This window comes from Sphingobium sp. TB-6 (assembly GCF_012927365.1).
Taxonomy (GTDB): domain Bacteria; phylum Pseudomonadota; class Alphaproteobacteria; order Sphingomonadales; family Sphingomonadaceae; genus Sphingobium.
Genome location: NZ_JABBGL010000003.1, coordinates 205,595 through 230,478 on the forward strand (window position 1 = coordinate 205,595; position 24,884 = coordinate 230,478).

18 protein-coding genes are annotated in these 24,884 nt (G+C 65.4%); 8 read left to right on the forward strand and 10 right to left on the reverse strand.

Going from position 1 to position 24,884, the window contains the following annotated elements:
• Window positions 1-37: 37 nt before the first annotated feature.
• Window positions 38-4,201 (reverse strand): DNA-directed RNA polymerase subunit beta, encoded by a 4,164-nt coding sequence (rpoB, locus tag HHL26_RS06300; protein ID WP_066559874.1) that lies wholly within the window; start codon window positions 4,199-4,201, stop codon window positions 38-40.
• 419 nt (window positions 4,202-4,620) lie between these two features.
• Between rpoB and HHL26_RS06305 the strand changes: the two genes are divergently transcribed.
• Window positions 4,621-6,921, forward strand: coding sequence for a TonB-dependent receptor (locus HHL26_RS06305; RefSeq protein ID WP_082748680.1), 2,301 nt, complete (start codon window positions 4,621-4,623; stop codon window positions 6,919-6,921).
• On the opposite strand, the gene HHL26_RS06310 is transcribed toward HHL26_RS06305, so the two are convergent.
• A complete protein-coding gene (locus HHL26_RS06310; RefSeq protein ID WP_237229830.1) occupies window positions 6,901-8,037 on the reverse strand; it encodes an MFS transporter in 1,137 nt (378 codons plus the stop codon). The genes HHL26_RS06305 and HHL26_RS06310 overlap by 21 nt on opposite strands.
• 202 nt (window positions 8,038-8,239) lie before the next feature.
• On the opposite strand from HHL26_RS06310, the gene HHL26_RS06315 reads away from it, so the two are divergent.
• Window positions 8,240-9,334: a LuxR C-terminal-related transcriptional regulator gene (locus HHL26_RS06315; RefSeq protein WP_237229829.1), complete on the forward strand. Its 1,095-nt coding sequence runs from the start codon at window positions 8,240-8,242 to the stop codon at window positions 9,332-9,334.
• Window positions 9,335-9,343: 9 nt separating this feature from the next.
• On the opposite strand, the gene HHL26_RS06320 is transcribed toward HHL26_RS06315, so the two are convergent.
• From HHL26_RS06320 to hflK, 8 genes are all read right to left on the reverse strand, one after another.
• On the reverse strand, window positions 9,344-10,672 hold the full coding sequence (locus HHL26_RS06320) for a cell wall hydrolase (protein WP_066559866.1): 1,329 nt from the start codon (window positions 10,670-10,672) through the stop codon (window positions 9,344-9,346).
• Window positions 10,673-10,703: 31 nt separating this feature from the next.
• Window positions 10,704-11,621: a cysteine synthase A gene (gene cysK, locus HHL26_RS06325; RefSeq protein ID WP_066559863.1), complete on the reverse strand. Its 918-nt coding sequence runs from the start codon at window positions 11,619-11,621 to the stop codon at window positions 10,704-10,706.
• Window positions 11,618-12,922 carry an MFS transporter gene (locus HHL26_RS06330; protein WP_066559860.1) on the reverse strand — a complete coding sequence of 435 codons (1,305 nt, stop codon included), beginning with the start codon at window positions 12,920-12,922 and terminating at the stop codon, window positions 11,618-11,620. The genes cysK and HHL26_RS06330 overlap by 4 nt, the downstream gene beginning before the upstream one ends.
• Before the next feature lie 129 nt (window positions 12,923-13,051).
• Window positions 13,052-13,450 (reverse strand): hypothetical protein, encoded by a 399-nt coding sequence (locus tag HHL26_RS06335; protein ID WP_066559858.1) that lies wholly within the window; start codon window positions 13,448-13,450, stop codon window positions 13,052-13,054.
• A gap of 21 nt (window positions 13,451-13,471) precedes the next feature.
• Window positions 13,472-15,100, reverse strand: a complete 1,629-nt coding sequence (locus tag HHL26_RS06340) for a helicase HerA-like domain-containing protein (protein ID WP_066559856.1) — start codon at window positions 15,098-15,100, stop codon at window positions 13,472-13,474.
• 118 nt (window positions 15,101-15,218) lie between these two features.
• On the reverse strand, window positions 15,219-16,736 hold the full coding sequence (locus HHL26_RS06345) for a Do family serine endopeptidase (protein ID WP_066559853.1): 1,518 nt from the start codon (window positions 16,734-16,736) through the stop codon (window positions 15,219-15,221).
• 123 nt (window positions 16,737-16,859) lie between these two features.
• Window positions 16,860-17,705 carry a protease modulator HflC gene (locus HHL26_RS06350; RefSeq protein ID WP_066559848.1) on the reverse strand — a complete coding sequence of 282 codons (846 nt, stop codon included), beginning with the start codon at window positions 17,703-17,705 and terminating at the stop codon, window positions 16,860-16,862.
• Window positions 17,705-18,829 (reverse strand): FtsH protease activity modulator HflK, encoded by a 1,125-nt coding sequence (gene hflK, locus HHL26_RS06355; RefSeq protein ID WP_176392232.1) that lies wholly within the window; start codon window positions 18,827-18,829, stop codon window positions 17,705-17,707. Before hflK ends, HHL26_RS06350 begins: the two co-directional genes overlap by 1 nt.
• 220 nt (window positions 18,830-19,049) lie before the next feature.
• On the opposite strand from hflK, the gene HHL26_RS06360 reads away from it, so the two are divergent.
• The 6 genes from HHL26_RS06360 (at window position 19,050) to HHL26_RS06385 (ending at window position 24,875) form a co-directional block, all read left to right on the forward strand.
• Complete coding sequence (locus HHL26_RS06360; RefSeq protein WP_066559846.1) at window positions 19,050-20,018, forward strand: Mrp/NBP35 family ATP-binding protein; 969 nt, start codon at window positions 19,050-19,052, stop codon at window positions 20,016-20,018.
• Between the two features lie 101 nt (window positions 20,019-20,119).
• Window positions 20,120-20,554, forward strand: a complete 435-nt coding sequence (locus HHL26_RS06365; RefSeq protein ID WP_066559844.1) for a CoA-binding protein — start codon at window positions 20,120-20,122, stop codon at window positions 20,552-20,554.
• Between the two features lie 39 nt (window positions 20,555-20,593).
• Window positions 20,594-22,864, forward strand: coding sequence for a molybdopterin cofactor-binding domain-containing protein (locus HHL26_RS06370; protein ID WP_066559842.1), 2,271 nt, complete (start codon window positions 20,594-20,596; stop codon window positions 22,862-22,864).
• A 5-nt stretch (window positions 22,865-22,869) separates the two neighbouring features.
• Window positions 22,870-23,841 (forward strand): ferrochelatase, encoded by a 972-nt coding sequence (hemH, locus tag HHL26_RS06375; protein ID WP_066559840.1) that lies wholly within the window; start codon window positions 22,870-22,872, stop codon window positions 23,839-23,841.
• A 36-nt stretch (window positions 23,842-23,877) separates the two neighbouring features.
• On the forward strand, window positions 23,878-24,600 hold the full coding sequence (gene phbB, locus HHL26_RS06380; protein ID WP_066559837.1) for an acetoacetyl-CoA reductase: 723 nt from the start codon (window positions 23,878-23,880) through the stop codon (window positions 24,598-24,600).
• On the forward strand, window positions 24,600-24,875 hold the full coding sequence (locus HHL26_RS06385) for a ribbon-helix-helix domain-containing protein (protein ID WP_066559835.1): 276 nt from the start codon (window positions 24,600-24,602) through the stop codon (window positions 24,873-24,875). The genes phbB and HHL26_RS06385 overlap by 1 nt, the downstream gene beginning before the upstream one ends.
• Window positions 24,876-24,884 lie beyond the last annotated feature (9 nt).

Below are 24,884 nucleotides of genomic sequence, written 5' to 3' on the forward strand. Positions count from 1 at the left end.
GGGAGGGGCGCCGCCGACAGGCAGCGCCCGACAACCCTTACTCCGCCGCCTGCGCGAAGCCGTCGTCATCCTCGACCTCGTCCATCGCGGCGAGTTCGACGTTGAGGCCCAGCGAGCGCATTTCCTTGACCAGCACGTTGAAGCTTTCGGGGATGCCGGCTTCGAACGTGTCGTCGCCCTTGACGATCGCCTCGTAGACCTTGGTACGGCCGACCACATCATCCGACTTCACCGTCAGCATTTCCTGCAAGGTATAGGCGGCGCCATAGGCCTGGAGCGCCCACACCTCCATTTCACCGAAGCGCTGGCCACCGAACTGCGCCTTACCGCCCAGCGGCTGCTGGGTGACGAGGCTGTAGGGGCCGATGGAACGGGCGTGGATCTTGTCGTCGACCAGATGGTGCAGCTTGAGCATATAGATGATGCCAACGGTCACCTTGCGGTCGAACCGGTCGCCAGTGCGGCCATCGTACAGGTCCGACTGACCCGATGTATGCAGCCCCGCCAGCTCCAGCATCGCCGACACGTCGGCTTCGCGGGCGCCGTCGAACACCGGGGTCGCCATCGGCACGCCTCGTGCAAGATGCTCGGCAAGGTCGACGATCTGTTCCGCAGTGCGGCCGTTGATCTGATCGGCATAATGCTCGCCATAGGTTTCCAGCAGGCGGGTCTTGACCGCATCCGGCATCTCACCGGCCTGCGCGTTCGGATTGGCTTCCCGCCAGTCCTCCAGCGCATGCTTGAGCTGCTGGCCCAGACCGCGCGCGGCCCAGCCCAGATGCGTTTCGAAAATCTGCCCGACGTTCATGCGCGACGGCACGCCCAGCGGGTTCAGCACGATGTCGACATGGGTGCCGTCTTCGAGGAACGGCATGTCCTCGATCGGCAGGATGCGCGAGATGACGCCCTTGTTGCCGTGACGGCCGGCCATCTTGTCGCCCGGCTGGAGCTTGCGCTTCACCGCGACGAACACCTTGACCATCTTGAGCACGCCCGGCGGCAGCTCGTCGCCGCGCTGCAGCTTGTCGACGCGGTCCTCGAACTTCTCGACGATCAGCTTCACCGCTTCGTCATACTGTGCCTTGACGGCTTCGATGCCGGCCTGACGGGTGTCGTCCGCAACCGCGAACTTCCACCATTCATGACGCTCGACTTCGCCCAGCAGGGCTTCGTCGATCTCGACGCCCTTGCGCACGCCCTTGGGCGCGGCCGTGGCGGTCTGACCGAGCAGCATTTCCTGCAAGCGGTTGAAGGTCGCGCGGTTGAGGATGGCGCGCTCGTCCTCGCGGTCCTTGGCGAGACGGTCGATTTCCTCCCGCTCGATCGCCATGGCGCGTTCGTCCTTGTCGATGCCGTGGCGGTTGAAGACGCGCACTTCCACGACGGTCCCGGCGACGCCCGGCGGCAGACGCAGCGAGGTGTCGCGCACGTCGCTCGCCTTTTCACCGAAGATGGCGCGGAGCAGCTTTTCTTCCGGGGTCATTGGCGATTCACCTTTGGGGGTGATCTTGCCGACCAGGATATCGCCCGGCTCCACTTCGGCGCCGATATAGACGATGCCCGCCTCGTCGAGGTTGCGTAGCGCTTCCTCACCGACATTCGGGATGTCGCGGGTGATGTCTTCCGGCCCCAGCTTGGTGTCGCGGGCCATGACCTCGAACTCCTCGATATGGATCGAGGTGAAGACGTCATCCTTCACGATCCGTTCGGAGATCAGGATGGAGTCTTCGTAGTTGTAGCCGTTCCACGGCATGAACGCGACCAGCGTGTTGCGGCCCAGCGCCAGCTCGCCGAACTCGGTCGACGGGCCGTCGGCGATCACGTCGCCGGCTTCGATCAGGTCGCCCACCTTCACCAGCGGACGCTGGTTGATGCAGGTGTCCTGGTTCGAACGCTGGAACTTCTGGAGCGTGTAGATGTCGACGCCCGACTGGCCCGGCGCGATGTCGCCGGTGGCGCGGATGACGATACGGGTCGCGTCGACCTGATCGACGATGCCCGCCCGCTTGGCGGCGATGGCCGCGCCGGAATCGCGAGCCACGGTGCCTTCCATGCCGGTGCCGACGAACGGCGCTTCGGCACTCACCAGCGGCACGGCCTGACGCTGCATGTTCGATCCCATGAGCGCGCGGTTGGCGTCGTCATTTTCCAGGAACGGAATGAGCGAAGCCGCGACCGAGACGAGCTGCTTGGGGCTGACGTCCATCAGGGTGATATGGTCTTTGGGCGCCATCAGGAATTCGCCCGCTTCACGCGCCGAAATCAGGTCTTCGGCCAGCGTGCCGTCGACGTTCAGTTCGGCGTTCGCCTGTGCGATGGTGTGCTTGGCCTCTTCCATCGCGGACAGATAGACGACCTCATTGGTCACCTTGCCGTCGATCACCTTGCGATAAGGCGTCTCGATGAAGCCATATTTATTCACGCGGCTGAAGGTCGCGAGCGAATTGATCAGACCGATGTTCGGGCCTTCCGGCGTTTCGATCGGGCAGATACGGCCATAATGGGTCGGGTGAACGTCGCGGACTTCGAAGCCTGCGCGTTCACGGGTCAGACCGCCCGGCCCAAGCGCCGACACGCGGCGCTTGTGGGTGACTTCCGACAGCGGGTTGGTCTGGTCCATGAACTGCGAAAGCTGCGAGGAGCCGAAGAATTCACGCACCGCGGCCACGGCGGGCTTGGCGTTGATGAGGTCGTTCGGCATCACGGTCGACACGTCGACGCTGCTCATGCGCTCCTTGACGGCGCGCTCCATGCGCAGCAGGCCGACGCGATACTGGTTTTCCAGCAGTTCGCCCACCGAACGGACGCGGCGGTTGCCGAGATTGTCGATATCGTCGATCTCGCCCTTGCCGTCCTTGAGGTTCACCAGTTCCTTGACCACGGCGAGGATGTCCTCGACGCGCAGGGTGGTGACGGTGTCCTCGGCATCGAGGTCGAGGCGCATGTTGAGCTTCACGCGGCCAACGGCGGACAGGTCATAGCGTTCCGGATCGAAGAATAGACCGGCGAAGAGGGCTTCGGCGGTTTCCTTCGTCGGCGGTTCGCCGGGGCGCATGACGCGATAAATGTCGGACAGCGCCTGGTCGCGTTCCTCGGCCTTGTCGGCCTTGAGCGTGTTGCGGATCCACGGACCGGTGGTGACATGGTCGATGTCGAGCAGTTCGAGACGGTCGATGCCCGCCTTGTCGAGCTTTTCGAGATTTTCGGGCGACACTTCGTCACCGGCCTCAATGTAGATCTCGCCGGTCGTCTCGTTGATGAGGTCATAGGCGCTGTAGCGGCCATAGACTTCCTCGGTCGGGATCAACAGCGTCTCAAGCCCGTCCTTCTCCGCCTTGTTGGCGGCGCGGGGCGAAATCTTGTGACCGGCGGCGAACACCACTTCGCCCGACTTGGCGTCGACGATGTCGAAAGCCGGCTTCTGGCCGCGCCATGCTTCGGCGAGATAGGGGATCTGCCAGCCGCCTTCGCCACGGACGAAGACCACCTTGTTGTAGAAATAGCCGAGCATGTCCTCGGGCGTCAGGCCCAGCGCATAGAGCAGCGCGGTGACCGGCAGCTTGCGCTTGCGGTCGATACGGACGTTGACGATGTCCTTGGCGTCGAACTCGAAGTCGAGCCACGAACCACGGTACGGGATCACGCGAGCGGCAAACAGATATTTGCCCGACGAATGGGTCTTGCCCCGGTCATGGTCGAACAGCACGCCCGGCGAGCGGTGCATCTGCGACACGATGACGCGCTCGGTTCCGTTGACGATGAAGGTGCCGTTGCCGGTCATGAGCGGCATGTCGCCCATGTAGACGTCCTGCTCCTTGATATCGAGCACGGAGCGGGTTTCGGTGTCCTGATCCACCTCGAACACGATCAGGCGCAGGGTGACGCGCATCGGCGCCGCATAGGTGATGCCGCGCTGACGACATTCCTCGACATCATATTTCGGGTCTTCGAGTTCGTAGTGAACGAAGTCCATCTCTGCGGTGCCCGCGAAATCGCGGATCGGGAAGACCGAGCGCAGGGTCTTTTCCAGGCCCGACACATAGCCGATGGCCGGGTTCGAACGGAGAAATTGCTCATAGCTCTCCCGCTGAACTTCGATCAGGTTCGGCATCTGCACCACTTCGTGGATGTCACCGAACACCTTCCTGATGCGCTTCTTCGCGCCGGTATTGCTGATCGTGGGGAGAGCTTTGGTCGCCATTGCGTATCCTGCCTGTTGCCTAAGCGTGTTATTCGTCGCATTTTTTCGCATCGCAGCGAAAATTCAGCCTGGCCTGTCGATTTCGGGGGTGATTCGCCCCTCTATCGTCACGCAAAAAAGTGCGGGCCGGGACTGTCCGATCCGCACTGTCAGCGTCTGGTGACCCGCCGTTTTCGCCCAATCCCGCCGGTTTCGTGCGCTAAACGAAGCCGGTCCCCGGGCGATCCGGGGGACGGTTCCCGCCTTGCCCGAAGGCGCGGCACGAACCGAATTTGAACGACCCATATAGGCGCCGCACCTTCCTTTGTGAAGGGGGCAGCTTGCCTGATCCAGTTTAGTTGCCGCTTTGGGGCGTTGCTGTAGAGAGATGGAATGATTCTCTCGGTCATTCAATCCCTTCCGCCGATGGCGCGCCTTGCGTGAAGGGGTGGGCGCGTCTGTGCTGCGCGTCTGTGCTGGCGATCGCTGCGCCTGCTTTCGGCCAGGAAGAGGATGAAGCCTATGGCCAATTGGCGGGCCAACGGATCGTCATCGTCACCGCGCGCCGGGTTCCCGAAGCGCAGGACAAGGTGCCGATCAGCCTTGTCCGCCTCGACCGGAACGATCTGGAACGGCGGGGCATCGACGCGCTGGCCGATCTGGCGGGGGCGGTGCCCAATCTGACCATGCCGACGGTCGGCGCCTTCGGGGCGCGGCAGCCGATCATTCGCGGGGTCTTTTCGCCCATCGGGGCGTCCACCGTCGGCCTCTATGTTGACGATGTGCCGGTGCAGATCCGTTCGCTGGAGGTAGCGGGCAATCCTGACCTGCGCCGTTTCGACCTGGAGCGGGTGGAGGTGTTGCGCGGACCGCAGGGGACGCTGTTCGGCGCCGATTCCATGGGCGGCACCATCCGCACCCTGACCCGTCAGCCGCAACTGGAGGGCATGGACGCGCAGATCAGCGGCGAGGCGGCGGCGGTCAGGGGCGGCGGCCTCACCCGCGAGATGCAGGCGGCGTTGGGCAGCGCCATCCTGCCGGGCCGGATCGGTGCGCGGGTCAGCGCCTATTATCGGCGCGATGCCGGCGTCATCGACCGGTTCGACCCCGCTTCCGGCGCGCTTTTGACGAAGAATGTCGATCATGGCGCGGCGCTGGGCCTGCGCCTGGCGGTCAAGGCGGCCCCGAGCGAGCGTCTGGAACTGACGCCGTCGCTTTTCTACCAGAGGACGGAGCGAGGCGACCTGCCTTTCCACGAAAGCACCCTTGGCCGATTCCGCCAGTCCGCAACCCTGCGCCAGCCCGGCCGCGACCGCTTCCTGCTGCCCAGCCTGACCGCCCGGCTGGATCTGGGTGGGGCCACGCTGACCAGCGTCACCGCTTGGCTGGATCGCCGGAACCGCCAGATCGTCGATTATTCCGGCTTCTTTGGCGAGATCGTGCTGGGCGGCGCCGTGCCCGGCATCCGTACGCCGGGCGGCAGCTATAGCCGCACCACCGTCGGCCAGCGCAATTTCACGCAGGAAGTGCGGCTCGCTTCCGGCGCGGAGGGGGCGGTCCGCTGGTTGATCGGGGGCTTTTACGGCCGGTCGCGGATCGTCATGGAGCAGCGCGTGGTCGAACCGGGGATCGCTGATCTCGCGCAATCGCAGCTCGGCCTGTCGATCGAGGAGATTTTCGGCCTGCCGTTGCTGCCCGGCGGCCAGAGCTATCATAGCCGTCAACAGATTGGCGAGCGCACGCTGGCCGCTTTCGGGCAGGCGAGCTGGGCGCTGGCACCCCGCTGGGAGGTGACGGCGGGGCTGCGCGTGTCGCATAATCCGCTGAGCTTCCGCCTGATGTCCGAGGGGCCGTTCGCAGGCGGGAGCAACGCCGTCGGCCCCCGCCGCCAGAGCGGCACGCCCGTCATCCCGCATGCCAGCCTGTCCTGGCGTCCGGCGGACGACAGCCTGGTCTATCTGAGCGCGGGTAAGGGCTTTCGCAGCGGTGGCACCAATGGGGCGGTTCCGGCGGCGAGTTGCGCCGCCGATCTGTCCGCCATGGGACGCATCGCCGCGCCGGACAGCTATGATTCGGACTCCCTCTGGAGCTTTGAGGCAGGGGTGAAGGCTGGATTTCCGGCGCAGGGATTTCATCTGTCGCTGGCCGCCTTCCGCATCGATTGGGAACGCATCCAGCAATCGGTCTCCTTGCCCAATTGCGGCTTTTCCTATGTCGACAATCTGGGCACGGCGCGCAACCGGGGCGTCGAGCTGGCGGTGCAGGCCGAGCCGTTGCGTGCGCTGAAGCTCGACTTTTCGCTGGGCTTTGTCGATGCGCGCTTTCGCCGCGATGTCGGGCTTGCCGGAGCGGGTAGCATCGTTGCCGCCGGGGATCGTGTTCCTTATGTGCCGCGCTGGTCGGGGACGCTGGCGGCGGAATATGGCTTCGTGCTGCCAGGCCGGGTGGACGGCTTCATCCGGTCCGAATGGCGGCATGCGGGCCGCTATCGCCGCGCGCCTTCGCCCCGGTCGGTCGCTTATGATCCCCGTGTCTATGCGGGGGAGGGGAGCGATCTGCTGTTCCTGCGCGTGGGGCTTGGCCGGGATGGCTGGCGGTTGTCCGCCTTTGCCGACAATCTGCTGGACAGCCGGGCGGTTCTCTACCGCAATGCGGAACTGGTGCCGGTCACCGGATCGCCGCTGCGCGAAATGGCGCAGCGCCCGCGCACCATCGGCCTGTCAGCCAGCATCGGCCTTTGACGGGCGCACCAGCGCGATGACCGGGGCGGCTATCAGCGCGAGTGCGGCATAGACCAATATAGGCAAGCCATAGCCGCCGCCCGCCGCCCGCATCTGGTCGGTCAAGAGCGGCGCCAGCGCGCCGACCAGGCTGATGATCGCGGTATTGAGGCCAAGCAGCCTGGGGAACGCCTCCGCCTCCACCACATCGGCCAGCAGCATCGATCCCGACTGGCCGGGCAGCGCGCTCGCGACGCCCCAGATCAGGACGAACAGGCAGACCCCGGCCATATCCAGGGCGCGAACCCCCATCAGCGCCATCGTCCCCATCGCCAGCAGCAGGGCCGTCGCGATCAGGCTGCGCCCCGCGCCGAGCCGGTCGGCCAGCATACCGCCCATCAACAGCGCGGGCAGACCCAGCAGATTGGCGCTGCTATAGGCAAGCACTGCGCTGGATTGCGTCAGTCCCTGCGCCATCAGGCTGTCCACCGTCGCGAACAGCACGCCGTTGATCGCGAGCTGCAACAGGGTCATCGCCAGGACGATGCGGCAGAAATTCGCGCTGCGCAGCGCGGCTCTGGTCGCGTCCGGACCGGCCGTCGGCTGGCCGCTGTCGATCCGGCCGCCGGGCACCATCAGGACCAGCGGCGGGCAGGCCAGCGCCATGACCGCCGCGCAGAGCAGCATGGCCGTGCGCCACGACCAGATCGCCATGGCCGCCCCGACAAAAGGCGGCACGAGCGCGCCCGCCACGACCGCCGCGCCCAGAAAGATCGCCAGCGCCATGCCCCGCCGCGCCAAATGATGCCGGGTGATGACGGCGATGCCGGGCACGATGGTCGATGCGCCGACGCCTAGGCCCGTCAAGGCCATGGCGGCTGTCAGGGCCAGCCGGTCCTGCGCCATGGCGGCAAGCTCATATCCGGCGGCGCTGAGCGCGATGCCGATCAGCAGGACCGACCGGGCGCCCACCTTCCCCAGCGCCCAGCCGACCGCCAGGCTGGCAAGGCTCATCGCCAGCAAGAAGGCGGTGGCTGCGCCGCCCGCCTGACCCCCGAAATCGACCGCGAGGGCAGGCAGAAACACGCCCAGCGACATCAGCGTGCAGCCCTGGATCGGTAGGGTGATCGCAGACAATGCGCCGACTGGAAGCCAGGCGTTTTGCGCCTCACTATCCGCAGAAACCGGGGGCAAAGGGGAGAACCGGCGGAACATGGCAGCAGCATTATCCGTTTTTTCAGTGATTTGAATGGGCTGATGTCCGATTTGTGCAATGCGGCAAGCGGAAGCTGCGTATATTCCCCTATTGCCAGATGGCATGGGGAGTTGGGGCAGGATTGTGATCCGTACGGAGGAAATCTACGACGCGGCGACCGACGATGCAGTGTTCGACCGGCTGGCTTCGACGCTGGCGGAGGCGGTCGGCGCGCGCTCGGGCGTCCTGCATTGGGGGCGCGCGCCCCAACATGTCGCGGAAATATCCTATTCCGGTTATTTTTCCGATGCGCAGATGGCGGTTTACGACCAGCAATTTCAGGATGACGATATCTGGGGCGTGGCGCTGGACCGGGCCGAAGCGATCAATCGCGTCTGGAATATCGAAGCCTTCGTGCCAGCCCAGACCTATGAAGGCAGCCGGATCTACAATGAGTGGATCAGGGGGATGGGTGACGACACCTTTCGCTGCCTGGGCGGCATGATTCAAAAGGATGGGACGACGGGCCATATCGGCCTGCACCGCGGGCGCACGCAAAAGCCCTTCAGCGAGGGTGAGGTGCGGGCGGTACAGGGCAGCATCGACCATATCGGCCGCATGTTCGCGATCCGCAGCAAGCTGGACCGCGCCAATCATTATGGCCGGTCGCTGCATGCGACGCTCGACATGGTGGGCCATGCGGTCTTCACTCTCCGCCCCAACGGCGTGCTGATCGACTGCAATCATCTGGCGGACGCGCTGTTGCGCCGTGCCGATGCGCTGAGCTTGCGGCAGCGGCAATTGAAGGCGCGCGCGCCGCGCGATGATGAAGCCTTGCAGACTGCGCTGAGGGGCGCGGCGGCGCGGCAGGGCGGGCAGGCGAGCGCGATCTTCGTCCATCGCGAACAGGGTCTGCCCTATGTGCTGTCGATCGCTTCGGTGCGCGTCGGCATGGAACGGCAGATCGTCGTGATCGTGACCGATCCGGCTGACCGGGATCTGAGCCTTACCAGCCGCATCCGCGCGCTCTACGGCCTTACCCGGGCGGAGGCGGAGGTGGCCGAAGCGCTTTGCGCGGGCCGTGGCCTGGAGGAGCTGTCGCAGGAACGCGGCGTGGCGCTCAACACGGTGCGGACGCAGATCAAGAATATCTATGTGAAGCTGGATTGCAGCCGCCAGTCCGAACTGGTCGCCCGCATCGGCGCGCTGCCGCGTTTGAGCGGGTTCGAGGAAGAATAGACTCCCCTCTTACGGCTTGACCGGCGGCACCATGACCTGGGGTGGCGTTGCAGGCGGCACGATCTTCACCACCTCGAACCTTTCCTTGCGCCGGACTCCGGCCAACTCCGGAGCGGCAGCGGGCTGTGCAGTGGCGGTCGCCGCCGGAATCCGCTGGCGCATGCATTCATCCTTGTTGGCTCGCGGCGTCTGGATGCAGTTCCACAGCGACCGCTGCAACCCCGTCGCGCTGTTGTGGATATAGGCGAAGGCCATGCTTTCCATTTGATCGCCCGACAGTGGCAGGCCAGTCGGCGCGGTTCCGGCTCGCCATGCCATGATCCGGCATTCGGGCCGCCCGGCGCAGAAGGTCTGCGCCATCGTCGGCCAATTGTCGGGCGAAGCCGTGTGGCCCAGTTCGACGAGAAAACTCTTCGCCCCCGGCGCGATGGCGATCAACCGTACGCCCGCCATCATCTGGCCCAGGGATTCCATTCCGATCATCTGCTGGGGCAGCGCCGCGAGATCCACGACCGTGCCGCCAGCCAGAACCGGCAGACCGGCGGGTCCGCCCTGATGCGCGGCTGACAGGCGCGCGATGCGCTCGACCAGCGGTTCGCCATTCTCCCCCGTCCGGCGGAAAGCGGGCGGCGTCCCCCACCAGCCCCGCCAGCGGAAGAAGAGATGCGTGCCGACGGAAGAGATCTTGTCCAGGCTACTGCTCCAATAGGGCACGACCCAGTCGGTATGATAATGGGTGGCATAGCCGACCGGCTTGTAAACCTTGCCTGCCAGCGCCGATTTCGCGATGTCCCGCGCCCTTTCCCACGCCGCCTGGGTCGGCGTGCGGGCGAGCGCACCATCGCAGGTGAAGGTGAACTGGCACCCGGTCGCGCGTTCCTGCCCCTGGAAAACGACGCCGCAGACGGTCTTGGGAAAGGCCGGATGCCGCACCCGGTTCAGCACCACCTGCGCCACGGCCCGCTCGCCCACGGCGTCGTCGCCCGCCTCATAGATCTGCGCTGCGGCCAGGCAGTCCGTGGCGCGGGCGAGGTCGGTTTGCGAGCCTGAGAAGATGAAGGGCCGTGCCGCCGGATTGGGCAGGCGGGAAAAGGGAATGGCGGCGTTGAACGCTTCCGCCTCATCGCGGTCGAGCGCATAGATCTGAACCGGCGCGACCGCCGGGGGCAGGGTCGTCGGGCGCTTGAACCGGGCGGCGGCGACGGCGTCGAGCCGCGGTTTGCCCGAAGGCGTCCGAGCCTCCCATGCAGCGACCAGGGCGGGCAGGCCGACGAACAGCACGAGCCACAACAGCCACATCGCGCGATGCGGCTGGCCGTTGGAGGTTTCGTCGGTCATGCCCGGTCCGGATCGTGCCTGTTTCTGGGCCTTATTCGGGCAGGAAATCGGGTACCGACAGATAGCGTTCGCCGGTGTCATAGTTGAAGCCCAGAACGCGGCTGCCCTCGGCAAGTTCCGGCAGCTTCTGCGCGATCGCCGCCAGTGTCGCGCCGGAGGAGATGCCGACCAGCACGCCTTCCTCCCGCGCCGCCCGACGAGCGAATTCCTTGGCGTCGGCGGGGTCGACCTGGATCACGCCGTCCAGCAACTGGGTATGGAGGTTCGCCGGGATGAAGCCCGCGCCGATGCCCTGGATCGGATGAGGGCCGGGCTGGCCGCCGCTGATGACATGGGACAGGGTAGGCTCGACCGCATAGACTTTGAGGTGGGGCCAGAGTGTTTTAAGCACCTGCGCCACGCCGGTGATATGGCCGCCGGTGCCGACGCCGGTGATCAGCGCGTCGATCGGGCTGTCCGCGAAGTCGACGGCGATTTCCTGCGCGGTGGTGCGGACATGGACGTCGATATTGGCCGGGTTCTCGAACTGCTGCGGCATCCAGCTATTGGGCGTCTGTTCGACCAGTTCCAAGGCGCGCTCGATCGCGCCCTTCATGCCCTTTTCGCGCGGCGTCAGGTCGAAGCTGGCGCCATAGGCCAGCATCAGGCGGCGGCGCTCCAGGCTCATGCTTTCGGGCATGACCAGGACCAGCTTGTAACCCTTGACCGCCGCGACCATGGCCAGGCCGACGCCGGTATTGCCCGATGTCGGCTCGATGATGGTGCCGCCAGGTTTCAGGTCGCCCGATGCTTCGGCCGCTTCGATCATGGACAGGGCGATTCGGTCCTTGATCGACCCGCCGGGGTTGGAACGTTCGGACTTGATCCACACCTCCGCGTCACCGAACAGCCGGTTGACGCGGATATGCGGCGTATTGCCGATAGTTTCCAAAATGCTGGATGCCTTCATTGCGCTTTCTCCTGCTTGGATTCGGCCGCCTTTGTTTCAGGTGGGTCGAAGGTACGGGCAAGGCGCAGCTCTGGGAAGAGCCGTGCCCAGATTAGGGTTATCACGATGGCGCCGATGCCGCCGCCGATCACCGCCGCGACCGGGCCGACCAGCGCGGCGAGGAAGCCGGATTCCGCCTCGCCCAATTCATTGGAGGCGGAAATGGTGAGCTGCGACAGGCTGGACACCCGGCCGCGCATCTCATCGGGGGTGTGGAGCTGGATCAGCGACTGTCGGACATAGACGGAAACCATATCCGCCGATCCCAGCAGGATCAGCGCGCCGATGCCGACTTCCGGCGCGATGTTGCGCGGCAGGAAGGCGGTGGCGCCGAAGATGATCGTGGCGATGCCGAACAGGATGACGGAGCCCAGCATCTTGAGGCCCACCTCGGTCCTCATGGGACGGAAGGAGAAGAAGAGGGCGGTGATGCCCGCGCCGATGCCGGGGGAGGCGGCGAGATGGCCAAGCCCCGCCGATCCCACATGCAATATGTCGCGGGCATAAACCGGCAGGAGCACCGTCGCTCCGGCCAGCAACACCGCGAACAGGTCGAGCGTGATGGTCGCCAGAACGAGCCGGTTGCCGCGGACATAGGTGAGGCCGTCGATCATCTGACGCACCGGATGGCGGCTGGTGTCACGGGGCGGCTGAGGCACCGGGCCGATCAGCAGCATGCAAAGGAACGCCACGGCGAACAGGCCCGATGCCAGCGCATAGGCGCCCCAGGGCTGGATCGCATAAGCATAGCCGCCCAGCGCCGGGCCTGCGATCATCCCCGTCTGCCAGACGACGCTGGAAATGGCGATGGCGTTGGGCAGCACTTCGCGCGGCACCAGATTGGGGGCGAGCGCGCTATAGGCCGGGCCGTTGAAGGCGCGGGCGATGCCGACGATGGCGGCGATGCCGAAGATCAGCGGCAGGCTGACCCTGCCTTCATAGGTCGCAAAGGCGAGGGTTCCCGACGCCAGCACCAGAAGGATCAGGGTGAAGCAGGTGATCTTGCGCCGGTCGAAATGGTCGGCCACCCAGCCCGTCACCGGGGTCAGGAAGAACAGGGGCAAGAACTGGGCCAGGCCGATGAGGCCGAGCTGGGCCGAGGCGGCGCCCGTGCTCATCGTCTCGCGGGCGACATTATAGGCCTGCCACGCGAGGACGATCATCATGCTGTACTGCGCCAGCACCGCCGTCAGCCGCCCCAGCAGATAGGCCCGGAAATTGCCGAAGCGCAGAGGATGGCTGGGGATGGAAGGGCTATGCATCGGCCCTCCTTAGCGCCTGCACAATGAATTTCGCAACCTGATCGGTAGAGAAAAGGCGCAGCAATATTTGGGGTGTTGATGGTCTGGCTTTACGTTGGATCGCAGATGGAATTGCGGCGTGTGAGTATCCTAGCGATCGGGCTGCAACATGATCCCACTCACCGACCCGTTGCGGACCGAGCAGACGAAGGGCACGGAACGCTGGTTGCCAAAGGGGCCGACTTCGCCTTCCACTTCCCAGCCGGTGGACATGGTGCTGGCGGCGATCCGCCCGAGGATTTTCGTGCCGGGCCCAGCCTCTTCCCGTGCCTTGGCGGCGCAGGCGTTGCGGGCCGCCGTGGCGGTGTGGATCGCGCCATAGCCGGGCGAGGCATAGGGCTGGCGCTTGGCGTCGCGCTCAGCCTGACGGTCGCGGGCGATGTCGCTGGCGATGGCGGCATCGGCGGCGCGGTGGAGGTCGCGATAATCTTGCGCATGAGCGGGAATGGCAAGCGCCAGACCCAAAGTGGCGATAAGCGCCTTTTGCATGACCTTCTCCTCTCCCGCAGCCTATTTGAACAGGCTGCCCAATATGCCCCGCACCAACTGCCCCGCGATCCCGCCCGAGCTTTTGCGGCTGGACCCGCCGAACACCGCGCGGCCCAGCTCATTGGCGACCTGACGCCCGACCGATGAGGCGGCGGAACGGGTGGCCGACTGGATCGCCTTGTCGATGCCGGATGGCCTGGCGGCGTCGCGGGCCGCCGCGGCGTCCTGCCGGGCCTGTTCCTTGAGTTGCGCCTCGCGCTGCTTGGCCTCGACCTTGGCTTGGGCGGCGGCGGCCTTGTCGGCTTCGGCTTGCGCTTTGGACGCCTGCGCGGCGGCAGCGGCGGCTTGCCCCCGCGCGGCGAGGATTTCCTCGGCGGATTCGCGGTCTACGGTCGTGTCATATTTGCCCGCGCAGGGCGAAATGGACTGGATGATCGCCCGCTCCTTGGCATCGACCGGACCGAGGCGTGAGCGGGGTGGGGCGATCAGCGTGCGCTGGACGATGCCGGGCGATCCATCCTCCTGCAACAGCGATACCAGCGCTTCACCGACCTTGAGTTCGGTGATGGCGGTTTCGACGTCGAGGTCGGGATTGACGCGGAAAGTGTCGGCGGCGGCCTTGATCGCCTTCTGGTCGCGGGGCGTGAAGGCGCGCAAGGCATGCTGGACGCGGTTGCCAAGCTGGCCCGCCACATCCTCCGGTATGTCGATCGGGTTCTGCGTCACGAAATAGACGCCGACGCCCTTGGAACGGATCAGGCGCACGACCTGCTCGATCTTGTCGGTCAGTGCCTTGGGCGCGTCGTCGAACAGCAGATGCGCCTCGTCGAAGAAGAAGACCAGGACGGGCTTGTCTGGATCGCCCACTTCGGGGAGCGTCTCGAACAGTTCGGACAGCAGCCAGAGCAGGAAGGTAGCGTAGAGCTTGGGGCTCTGCATCAGCTTGTCGGCGGCTAGCACATTCACATAGCCGCGCCCCTTGTCGTCGACCTGCAGCATGTCGTGAATGTCGAGCGCGGGTTCACCGAAGAAATGCGCGCCGCCCTGGCTTTCGAGCTGGAGCAACTGGCGCTGGATCGCGCCGACGCTGGCCTTGGTCACATTGCCATATTGGGCGGAGAGCGTGTCGGCATTTTCCGCGCAATAGGCCAGCATCGCCTGCAAGTCACCCAGGTCGAGCAGCAGCAGCCCCTGCTCATCGGCATATTTGAAGGCGATGGAGAGCACGCCCTCCTGCGTTTCGTTGAGGTCCATCAGGCGGGAGAGCAGCAGCGGTCCCATTTCGCTGACGGTGGTGCGGATGGGATGGCCCTGCTCGCCATACAAATCCCAGAAGATGGCGGGATTATCGGCATAGCTGTAATTTTCGAGGCCGATCTCCTTGGCGCGGGCGACCAGCTTGTCGGCATTTTTCGCGGTGGGAGAGCCGGCCATGGAAATGCCCGACAGGTCGCCCTTCACATCCGCAAGGAAGACGGGGACGCCGAGCGCCGAAAAGCTCTCCGCAATGCCCTGTAACGTCACGGTCTTGCCTGTGCCGGTCGCGCCCGCGATCAGGCCATGGCGATTGGCCCTGCGCAGGTTCAGCGTCTGGGGGATGCCGCCATCCTTGTCCGGTGCGCCAAGGCCGATGAAAATGCCGTCGCTCATTCCGTCATGCTCCCCAAAAGCTTCGGGCCACGCCCGCCGGAGTCTGTCGCCTCAGTGTAGAGGGGAGGCAGGGTTCCCGGCAAGCGCGGCCCGTAACGATCCGCTGATTATCAGCGGTTTATTTGTCGCGCAGCCGCACCGGCAGGAACACCGCAGGCTGGCCGCGACGCAGCACCTGGAGCAGGATCGCACTGCGGCCTTGCGAGGACACGGCCTTGACCTGCGCGTCGAGTTCCGCCTGGGTGGCGACCGGACGATTGTTGGCGGTGATGATGACGTCGCCACGGCGCAGCCCCTTGGCGCCCGCATCGGTCGAGCCGTCCACCGCCGTGATCACGATGCCGCGCGTGTCGGCCGCGATACCGAGCTGGCGGATGATGGTCGAGGTCAGCGGGATGGCGGAAATGCCGAGCGATTGTTGCGTCGCCTGGCCGCTGCTGGACTGGTCGTCCTGCTGCTGCTGGCTGAAATCGTCATCCTGCTGCTGGGCGAAGGCGTTCAGTTCGTCCTCGGAAGGACGCTCCCCGACTATGGCGGTCACCGTCTGGCGCTGGCCGTTGCGCAGCAGCACGATGGGGACGCGCCCGCCGATGGGCTGGTTGGCGACGATGGACGAGAGATTCTGGTCCGGCGTCACTTCCTGGCCCGCCACGCTGACGATCACGTCGCCCGCCTTGATCCCGGCCTTGTCGGCGCCCTTGCCGGGCTCGACGCCCTGGACGAACTCGCCGCGATTCTTGGCAAGGCCGAGCGAATCGGCCAAATCCTCGCCCAGCGGGCTGATCTGGATGCCCAGATAGCCGCGCTTGACGGCCTGTCCCTTGCGCAGCGTGTCCACGATCGGCGCGGCCTGTTCCGACGGGATGGCGAAGCCGATGCCGACATTGCCGCCCGAAGGCGAAAGGATCTGGCTGTTGATGCCGATCACATTGCCGCGCATGTCGAACATCGGGCCGCCGGAGTTGCCCTGGTTGATCGACGCGTCGGTCTGGATGAACTTGTCGTAAGTGCCGCCAGTGCCGCGATGCACGGCGGAGATGATGCCCGCCGTCACCGTGCCCGACAGGGCGAAGGGATTGCCGATGGCGATCACCCAGTCGCCCACGCGCGCCTTGGTGCTGTCACCGAACTTCACGAAGGGCAGAGCCTTTTTCGGCTCGATCTTCAGCACGGCGATGTCGGTCGCCGGATCGCGGCCGATCAGCTTGGCCGGATATTCCTCGCGGTTGGTCAGCGTGACGGTGATCGAATCCACCGATGCGCCTTCCGCGCCCGCCGACACCACATGGTTGTTGGTGACGATATAACCGTCGGCCGAGATGATGAAGCCGGACCCCAGCGACTGGGCCTGCCGGGTCTGGGGCTTGCCGCCCTGTTGCCCCTGGCCGAACAGGTCGCCAAAGGGCGTGCCCGCGAAGGGATTCTGCACCTGCACCCGCTGGCGGGTCGAGATGTTGACCACGGCGGGCTGCAGCTTTTCGACCATGTCGGCCAGGCTGGCCGGGGCGCCGGCGGGGGCGGCGGCCTGCATGCCTTCATTTTGCGCGATTTGCGCGCCCACATTGGAGCTGGTCGTAACGGCGATGGCGGTGCCGCCGAGCAGCAGGGCGCCGGTAATGGCATAAGCGTAACGCACTCGTGACGGTCCTCTCATGAACTGGGCGAAGGAAAGGCGGGACTCTGCGAAGAGAGCGGGATGCGCCGCCTTGCCTTAACCGACTTTGAATGGCGCTGGTTCCGTAATGAATTCAACGCCTACTCAACGTCCCTGAAACTGCTTCAGGAAATCATTGTCGCGGGAGAGGACCATGGAGGTCGACCCCTGCTTGTCAGGTGAGAAAGTATAGCGATAGGCCTGCATGGCGCGATAGAAATCGTAAAATTGCGGATCCTTGCCGAAACTGTCCGAATAGATGCGCGCGGCGTTGGCGTCGGCTTCGGCGCGGATGATCTGCGCCTGCTTGGCGCCCTGGGCGCGGATGGTGAGCGCTTCCTGCTCGCGCGCGGTGCGCATGCGGGTGAAGGCGCTTTCCAGCGGCGCGCCGTCGGGCAGGTCGGCGCGCTTGATCCGCACGTCGACGATCTGCGCGCCATATTGGCGGGCGACGCGGTTCAGGCCCGCCTCTATATTGTCCATCACCTGGCCGCGTTCGGGCGAAAGCAGCGCCGCGAAGGGACGCTTGCCCAATTCGTTGCGCAGCGCGGAGCCGAGAATGGGCCGCAGCGCGTCGGATACGCGTTCCTCGCTGCCCGCCGCGATATACATGCGCAGCGGATCGACGATGCGGTAACGGGCGAAGGCGTCGACCTGCAAGCGCAACTGGTCGGTGGAGAGGACTTGCTGCCGCTCCATCTCGACCGACAGCACGCGCTTGTCGATCCAGACCACCTGGTCGATGAACGGCCAGCGCAGGATGATGCCCGCGCCGGTCTTGCCGAAATCCTCGTTCGGGCGGTAGCGGTTGATGATCTTCTTGGGATCACCGAAGCGCACGATCACGCCCTGCTTGGTTTCGGGCACGATGGCGATGGTGCTGCCGATTAGCAGCAGCGCGGCGATGGCGAGCAGCGCGAGCGCGACGGGATGACGGATCAGACCTTGCATCACTGGCCCTCCCCGGCGGCGGCGCCCTGCGCGGCGCTGGCCTGCGCCCGGCGCTTGAGTTCGGGCAGCGGCAGGAACGGCGTCACATTGCCGCTTTCGACGATGGTCTTGTCGACGTTCGACAGGACGCCCTCCATGGTTTCATAATACATGCGGCGGCGGGTCACGTCGGGCGAGAGCTTGTACTGCTCATAGACTTTGTCGAAGGCGGCGGCTTCGCCCTGCGCCTTGGCCGTCACCTGCTGCGCGGCGGCGCGGGCTTCGTTGAGATAGGTCTGGGCGGTCTGCTGCGCGGCGGACACGGCCTTGAACGCGTCGTTGACGGCGGTGGGTGGGTCGGCTTGCTTGATCGCGACGCCCTGCACGCGGATGCCGGACCTGTAGCCGTCGAGGATTTCTTGCATCCGCTGCTCGACCTGCTGCTCGATCTCGGTGCGGCCGGCGCCCAGCGCATCCTCCAGGCTGACGCTGGCGACGACGGATCGCATCGCGCTTTCCGCGACTTCGCGCACGGATGCGTCGGGATCGGAAAGCTGGAAGAGGTAAAGTTCCGGGCTGCGGATGTTCCAGCGCACTGAATAGGCAAGGTCGATGATGTTCTGGTCGCCGGTCAGCACCAGATTCTCGCTCTCCGCCCGCGTCGATCCGATGTCGATGGTGCGGATTTCCTCCACGTCGACGGTCGTCACATTCTCGAGCGGCGCGGGCAGGGTCAGGCTGATGCCGGGCGAGAGGGTGCGGCTATATTTGCCGAGCAGGGTGACGACGCCGCGCTCCTGCGGGCCGACGCGGTGGAAGCAGGTCAGCACCAGCCACAGCACGACCAATATGCCGATCGCGGCGGGCCACAGCGCTTTGCCGGAGGGGCGGGGGGGCAGGTTGCCGAAGCCGCCGCCCGGGCCGAAGCTTTCCTTGCTGCGGCGGAGCAGTTCCTCGATCGCGGAAGGTCCCTTGGCGCCAGGGCGTCCGGGTTGCGTCCAGGGATTGCGCGGGCCGCCTTCACGTCCGCCATCGCCCCCTTTGCCTTGGCTGTCATTGCCGTCCGGCCCGTCGCTCTTGCCGCCCCAGGGACCCTGGGCCATGGCGCTCGCAATGCCCGGCATCCACCCGAAAATTCTCTTCATCGCTCCTCTATAGGAAGGCTTTCCGGCGAAAAACAGTGCCCTTCGCAACGATTATTGTTTCGAATGATGTCGCTAGAGTGATTTCGAGCCAGATGGGACACATCTGGCGACTTGGAGCCGAAGGCCAGCGAAGCTAAATCACGGCAAACGAGAATCTTCCTGACAAAAAAGGGGTTGGGCCGGTTTCGCTGGATGTCGAAAGCCATTAGATGGCGCTCCTATGACCGAGCTTGAAGATTTCGCCGCCCGCCTGAAAACGCTGACTGAAGGGCGCGCCAGCGCGCCGCGGTTGAAGGACGGGATTATGACGCTGGCGCTGGACGTGGCGGGCCTGTCGTCCGATCAGCGCGACGCCGTGGCCGCCGCGATCCGCGAGGGCGCGCTGACCGTGCCGGGCGTGAGCGACGTGCGCATCGCCATGACGGCAGAGCGCAAGCCGCTGAAGATCATCGCCGTCGCTTCCGGCAAGGGCGGGGTGGGCAAATCGACGCTGTCGGCTAATCTGGCCGTTGCGCTCCAGCGGCTGGGCGTCAGGGTCGGGCTGGTAGACGCCGATATTTACGGCCCTTCGCAGGCGCGGCTGATGGCGAGCGAGGACAGGAAGCCGCAGGCTAAGGACAAGCAGCTCATCCCGGTGCAAAGCCCGCTGGGTATTCCGATGCTGTCCATGGGACATCTGGTCGAGCCGGGCAAAGCGCTGGCCTGGCGCGGGCCGATGGCGGGCAACGCGCTCGCCCAGTTGATCGAGGCGGACTGGGGCAATGCGGAGGTGCTGATCGTCGACATGCCGCCGGGCACCGGCGACGTGCAGTTGTCGATGGTGCAGAAGCATAAGCCTGCCGGGGCCGTCATCGTCTCGACGCCGCAGGATCTGGCGCTGATCGACGCGACCCGCGCCGTCAGCCTGTTCGAGCAGACCCATGTGCCGATGATCGGGCTGGTCGAGAATATGGCGGGCTATGTCTGCCCCCATTGCGGGGAGTCGTCCGATCCCTTCGGTCAAGGCGGCGCGGAGGCAGCGGCCGGGGAGATGGGGATGCCTTTCCTGGGACGCATTCCGCTCGCCATCGACATTCGCCGCCGCTCCGATGCGGGCGATCCTCCGGCGGCGGGGGACGATGTGCATGGCGCCGCCTTCCGCGCGATCGCGGACAAGGTGGCGGACTGGCTGAAGAGGGGTGGCTTCTAAAACCAACCCAAGACCCATCCCAAAGTCCTTCATTTAAAGGGAACGGCTTGCGTCCCTCCCGCGTCCTTCCCATGTCGGAAGGATATCGAGGAGACTGGCCGATGCCACTTACCGCCGCGCAGGACATTGCCGATCTGTTGAACGAAACTCGCACCATAGCGCTGGTCGGTATTTCCGATCGGCCGGACCGGCCGAGCTATGGCGTGATGAAAACCTTGCAGGGCCACGGCTATCGCGTCCTGCCGGTCAATCCCCAGATCGCGGGCGAGCATGTCCATGGCGAGTTCGTCTGGGCGAGACTGTCCGACGTCGGCGTGCCGATCGACATGGTCGACATCTTCCGCCGCAGCGAGGCCGCTGGGGACGCGGTTGACGATGCCATAGCCACTGGCGCCAAGGCGGTATGGATGCAGCTCGCTGTGATCGATGAAGCCGCGGCAGCCCGTGCCGAGGCCGCCGGGCTCAAGGTGGTGATGGACCGTTGTCCGGTGATCGAGATACGCCGTCTCCAGCTCCAGCCGGTCGACGCGCAATAGGGCTTTCCAGAGCTTGCAAGCCTCTTTATCAGCGGACTTATGGGGCGCGCACCGCGGAAGCAGGGTCAGCAGACGGAAAAGGGTTTGAACCGGCGCACGCTGCTGATCGGCGGGGGCGCGACGGCGGGGCTGCTGCTGGCATGGGCGGTGTGGCCGCGAGCTTATCGCCCCAATCTCAACACCGCGCCGGGCGAAACCGCCTTCAACGCCTTCCTCAAGATCGACCGGTCCGGGCAGGTCATCGTCATCGTGCCGCAGACGGAGATGGGACAGGGGGTCAGCACCCTGCTGCCGCAGATTCTGGCCGACGAGCTTGGCGCGGACTGGCGCACCGTGGGGGTGCAGAGCGCGCCGGTCAGCCCGCTTTACGCCAATAGCCTGCTGGCGCGTGAATGGCTGGCCAATGACTGGAGCCGGCTGGCGGGCGAAGCGGGCGACTGGGCCATCGATCAATATGCGACCCGGCGCGCATTGATGCTGACCGGGGCGGGCACCTCGATCCCGATGTTCCACCAGGCCTATCAGGAAGCGGGCGCGGCTGCGCGGGTGCTGCTGTGCAAGGCGGCGGCGGCGCGCTGGGACGTGGCGTGGGAAAGCTGCGACATCCAGAACGGCATCATCTCCGACGGCGGGCAGCGCAGGCTGAAGCTGGGCGAGGTGGTGGAGGACGCAGCGACCTTCGACCTGCCCGACATATTGCCCTTCCGTCAGGGCGATGTGGATCGGCTGGCGGGGCAGGAACTGCCGCGGCTCGACACCCCGTCCAAGATTGACGGCAGCCATAATTTCGCCGCCGACGTCCGCCTGCCCGACATGGTCTTCGCCTCGATCCGGCAGGGGCCGATCGGGGACGCCGTGCTGAAAAGCGTCAATGAGGGCGCGGCGAAATCCGTCACCGGCTTCCTGAAGCTGGTCCGGCAGGAACGCTGGGTGGCGGCGGTGGCCAGCAACTGGTGGGCGGCGAACAAGGCGCTGGACCTGGCCGATCCGGTGTTTGAACTATCCGGCAGTCCGGTGGACAGCGCCGGGATCGAGGCGGCGCTGGAGCAGGCCTTTGCCGGTTCCTCCGGGGAGCGGCTTTATGCGCGCGGGGATTTGAAGCCGCTGTTCGAGGATGCGACCATCCTTGCCAGCGAATATCGGGTGGGTCCGGGTCTGCATCTGGCGCTGGAGCCCATGTGCGCCACGGCGCGGATCAGTGACGACGGCGCGGAAGTGTGGATGGCGACCCAGGCGCCCGGCTTGGCCCGCGCCGCCATCGCCAAGGCGCTGGGCCTGTCGGCGGAGGCGGTGACGCTCTATCCGCTGCATGCGGGTGGGGGCTATGGCCGCCGGATGGATTTCGAGGCGGGCGTGCAGGCGGCGCTTCTTTCCCGCGACATGGGGCGGCCGGTGCAATTGCTCTGGTCGCGGCTGGAGGATGTGATTCAGGATCGCCCCAGCGCCCCCGCCCATGCGCGCATGGCAGGGAAGCTTGGCCGCAACGGCGCGATCGAAGGGTGGTCCGCGAAGATCGCGGCGCCCTGCGCCATGAGCCAGAGCTGGGCGCGCATCGCTCATGGCAAGCTGCCGCATGAAGCCAGCGCGGAATCTTCGGACGTTTCGACCCGGCTGGCGGTGGCGGGCATGGAACTGCCCTATGCGGTGCCCAATTGGGCAGTCGATCATTTTCCCGCCGATGTCGGCCTGCCGCTGGGTTTTGCGCGGGGCAACGCGCATCTGCACGGCGCCTTCTTCACCGAAAGTTTCATGGACGAGCTGGCGCATCAGGCGCAGATGGAGGCCATGTCCTTCCGCATCCAGATGCTGGGCGGCAATCCTAGGCTGGCGCATTGCCTGACCACCGTCGGCGCCATGGGCGGCTGGCAGGGCGGTATCGTCGGGAGCGGGCAGGGGCTGGCGGCGCATGTCATGAACGGCGCCTTCATTGCGATCATGGTGGAGGCGGGCATCATCGAAGGCAAGTTGCAGGTCGGGCGGATCGTCGCCGCCGTCGATGGTGGGGAGCAGGTCAATCCCGACATCGCCCGGCAGCAGATCGAAAGCGGCCTGATCCATGGCTTGGCGCTCGCCATGGGGGCGTCCGTGCCCTATGCGAAGGGCATGCCCACGCGGGCGATATTGGGCCGCATGGGTTTGCCACGTCTGGGGGATGTCGGGGAAGTGACCGTGGAACTGATCCGCAGCACCGCGCCGCCCGCCGGACTGACCGATCTGGGCGTGCCGCTGGTGGCTCCGGCGGTCGCCAATGCGCTGTTCACCACCACCGGGCAACGGTACCGCACCCTGCCCCTGTTGATGGAAGGGTGAAGGCCATGGGCAGGATCGGTATCCTCGTCATCAATCTCGGCACGCCCGACGGGCCTGACCCCGCATCAGTGCGGCGTTATCTGGCCGAATTTCTGTCCGACCCACGGGTGGTGGAGATCCCGCAACTGCTTTGGCAGCCGATATTGCGCGGCCCGATCCTGTTGACCCGGCCGAAGAAATCCGCCCATGCCTATCGCCAGGTGTGGATGGAGGAGGGATCGCCGCTCGCCGTCTACACCCGCGATACGGCCCGCGCGTTGCAAGACCGGATGGGGGCCGCCGTGATGGTCGATTGGGCCATGCGCTACGGCAATCCGGCGATCGACACCCGGCTGGCGGCGATGATCGCGGCGGGGTGCGACCGCATCCTGCTGGCGCCGCTTTATCCCCAATATTGCGCGGCGACGACGGCCACCGCATTCGATGCCGCTTATGCGGCGCTGGCGAAGATGCGGGCGCAGCCGGCGGTCCGCACCCTGCCGCCTTATTACGCCGATCCCGCTTATATCGAGGCTCTGCGCGCATCGACGCAGGCGCAACTCGCCGCGCTCGATTTCGCGCCGGACCTGCTGATCGCCAGTTTCCACGGCATGCCGGAACGGACGCGGCAATTGGGCGACCCCTATCGCGACCAGTGCGTCGAGAGTGCGCGGCTGCTGGGCGAGGCTCTGGGACGGGAGGTGCGGGTCACGTTTCAATCGCGTTTCGGTCGTGCGAAATGGCTGGGTCCGGCGACCGATGCGGTGCTGCGTCAGCTCCCCTCCGAAGGTGTCGGAAATGTTGCTGTCCTGACCCCCGGATTCTCGGCGGATTGCCTGGAAACCCTAGAGGAAATCGCCCTGCGCGGCAAAGAGGATTTTATCTCTTTCGGTGGTAATAATTTTGTCCATTTGAGTTGTTTGAACGCGTCTCCGGACGCTATGAACCTATATGAGAATCTGGCCCGTCGCGAACTGGCTGGTTGGTTGGAGAGGTAAGTTTCGTCCCGTCATTTTTTGCTGAGGAGAGCCACTATGAGCAAGGTTGCAGTCGTCACGGGCGGAACGCGTGGAATTGGCGAGGCGATCAGCCTGGCGCTCAGGGAGATGGGGTTCACGGTCGCTGCCAATTATGCGGGCAATGATGCCAAGGCGCAGGCCTTTTCGGACAAGACGGGCATAGCATCCTTCAAATGGGATGTGGGCGATCACCAGGCCTGCCTGGACGGCTGCGCGCATGTGGCCGAAGCGCTCGGCCCGATCGATGTCGTCGTCAACAATGCGGGCATCACGCGGGACGGCGTGCTGGCGAAGATGAGCTTCGATGACTGGAACGAAGTGATGCGCATCAATCTGGGCGGTTGCTTCAACATGGCGAAGGCGACCTTTGAGGGGATGCGCGGGCGCGGCTGGGGCCGTTTCGTCAATATCGGATCAATCAACGGGCAGGCGGGCCAATATGGCCAGGTCAATTATGCCGCCGCCAAATCCGGCATTCATGGTTTCACCAAGGCGCTGGCCCAGGAAGGCGCGAAATATGGCGTTACCGTCAATGCGATCGCGCCCGGCTATATCGACACTGACATGGTCGCGGCCGTTCCTCCGGCTGTGCTGGAAAAGATCGTCGCCAAGATTCCGGTAGGCCGTCTGGGCCATGCCGATGAAATCGCGCGCGGCGTCGCCTTCTTCTGCAGCGAGGATGGCGGCTTTGTGACCGGCAGCACGCTGTCGATCAACGGCGGCCAGCACATGTACTGATGGAGGAAGGGGGCGCTTCCGATGACGCCTCGGCGTTGGCGGGATCGCCCTTCGCTCCGCCGGTCAAGCGCAGCGTGACCATTGCGGGCCATCAGACCGCGATCAGTCTTGAACCGATATTCTGGCAAGCCCTCCGTGCGGTCGCCGCGCGCGAGGGCTTGCCTGTCAATGCGCTGATCGCGCGCATCGACGTCGCGCGCATGGCGGCGGCCGATCCCCCCAATCTGGCGAGCGCGATAAGATGCTGGCTTTTCAGGGATAATATGCAGCCATAATATAATAAT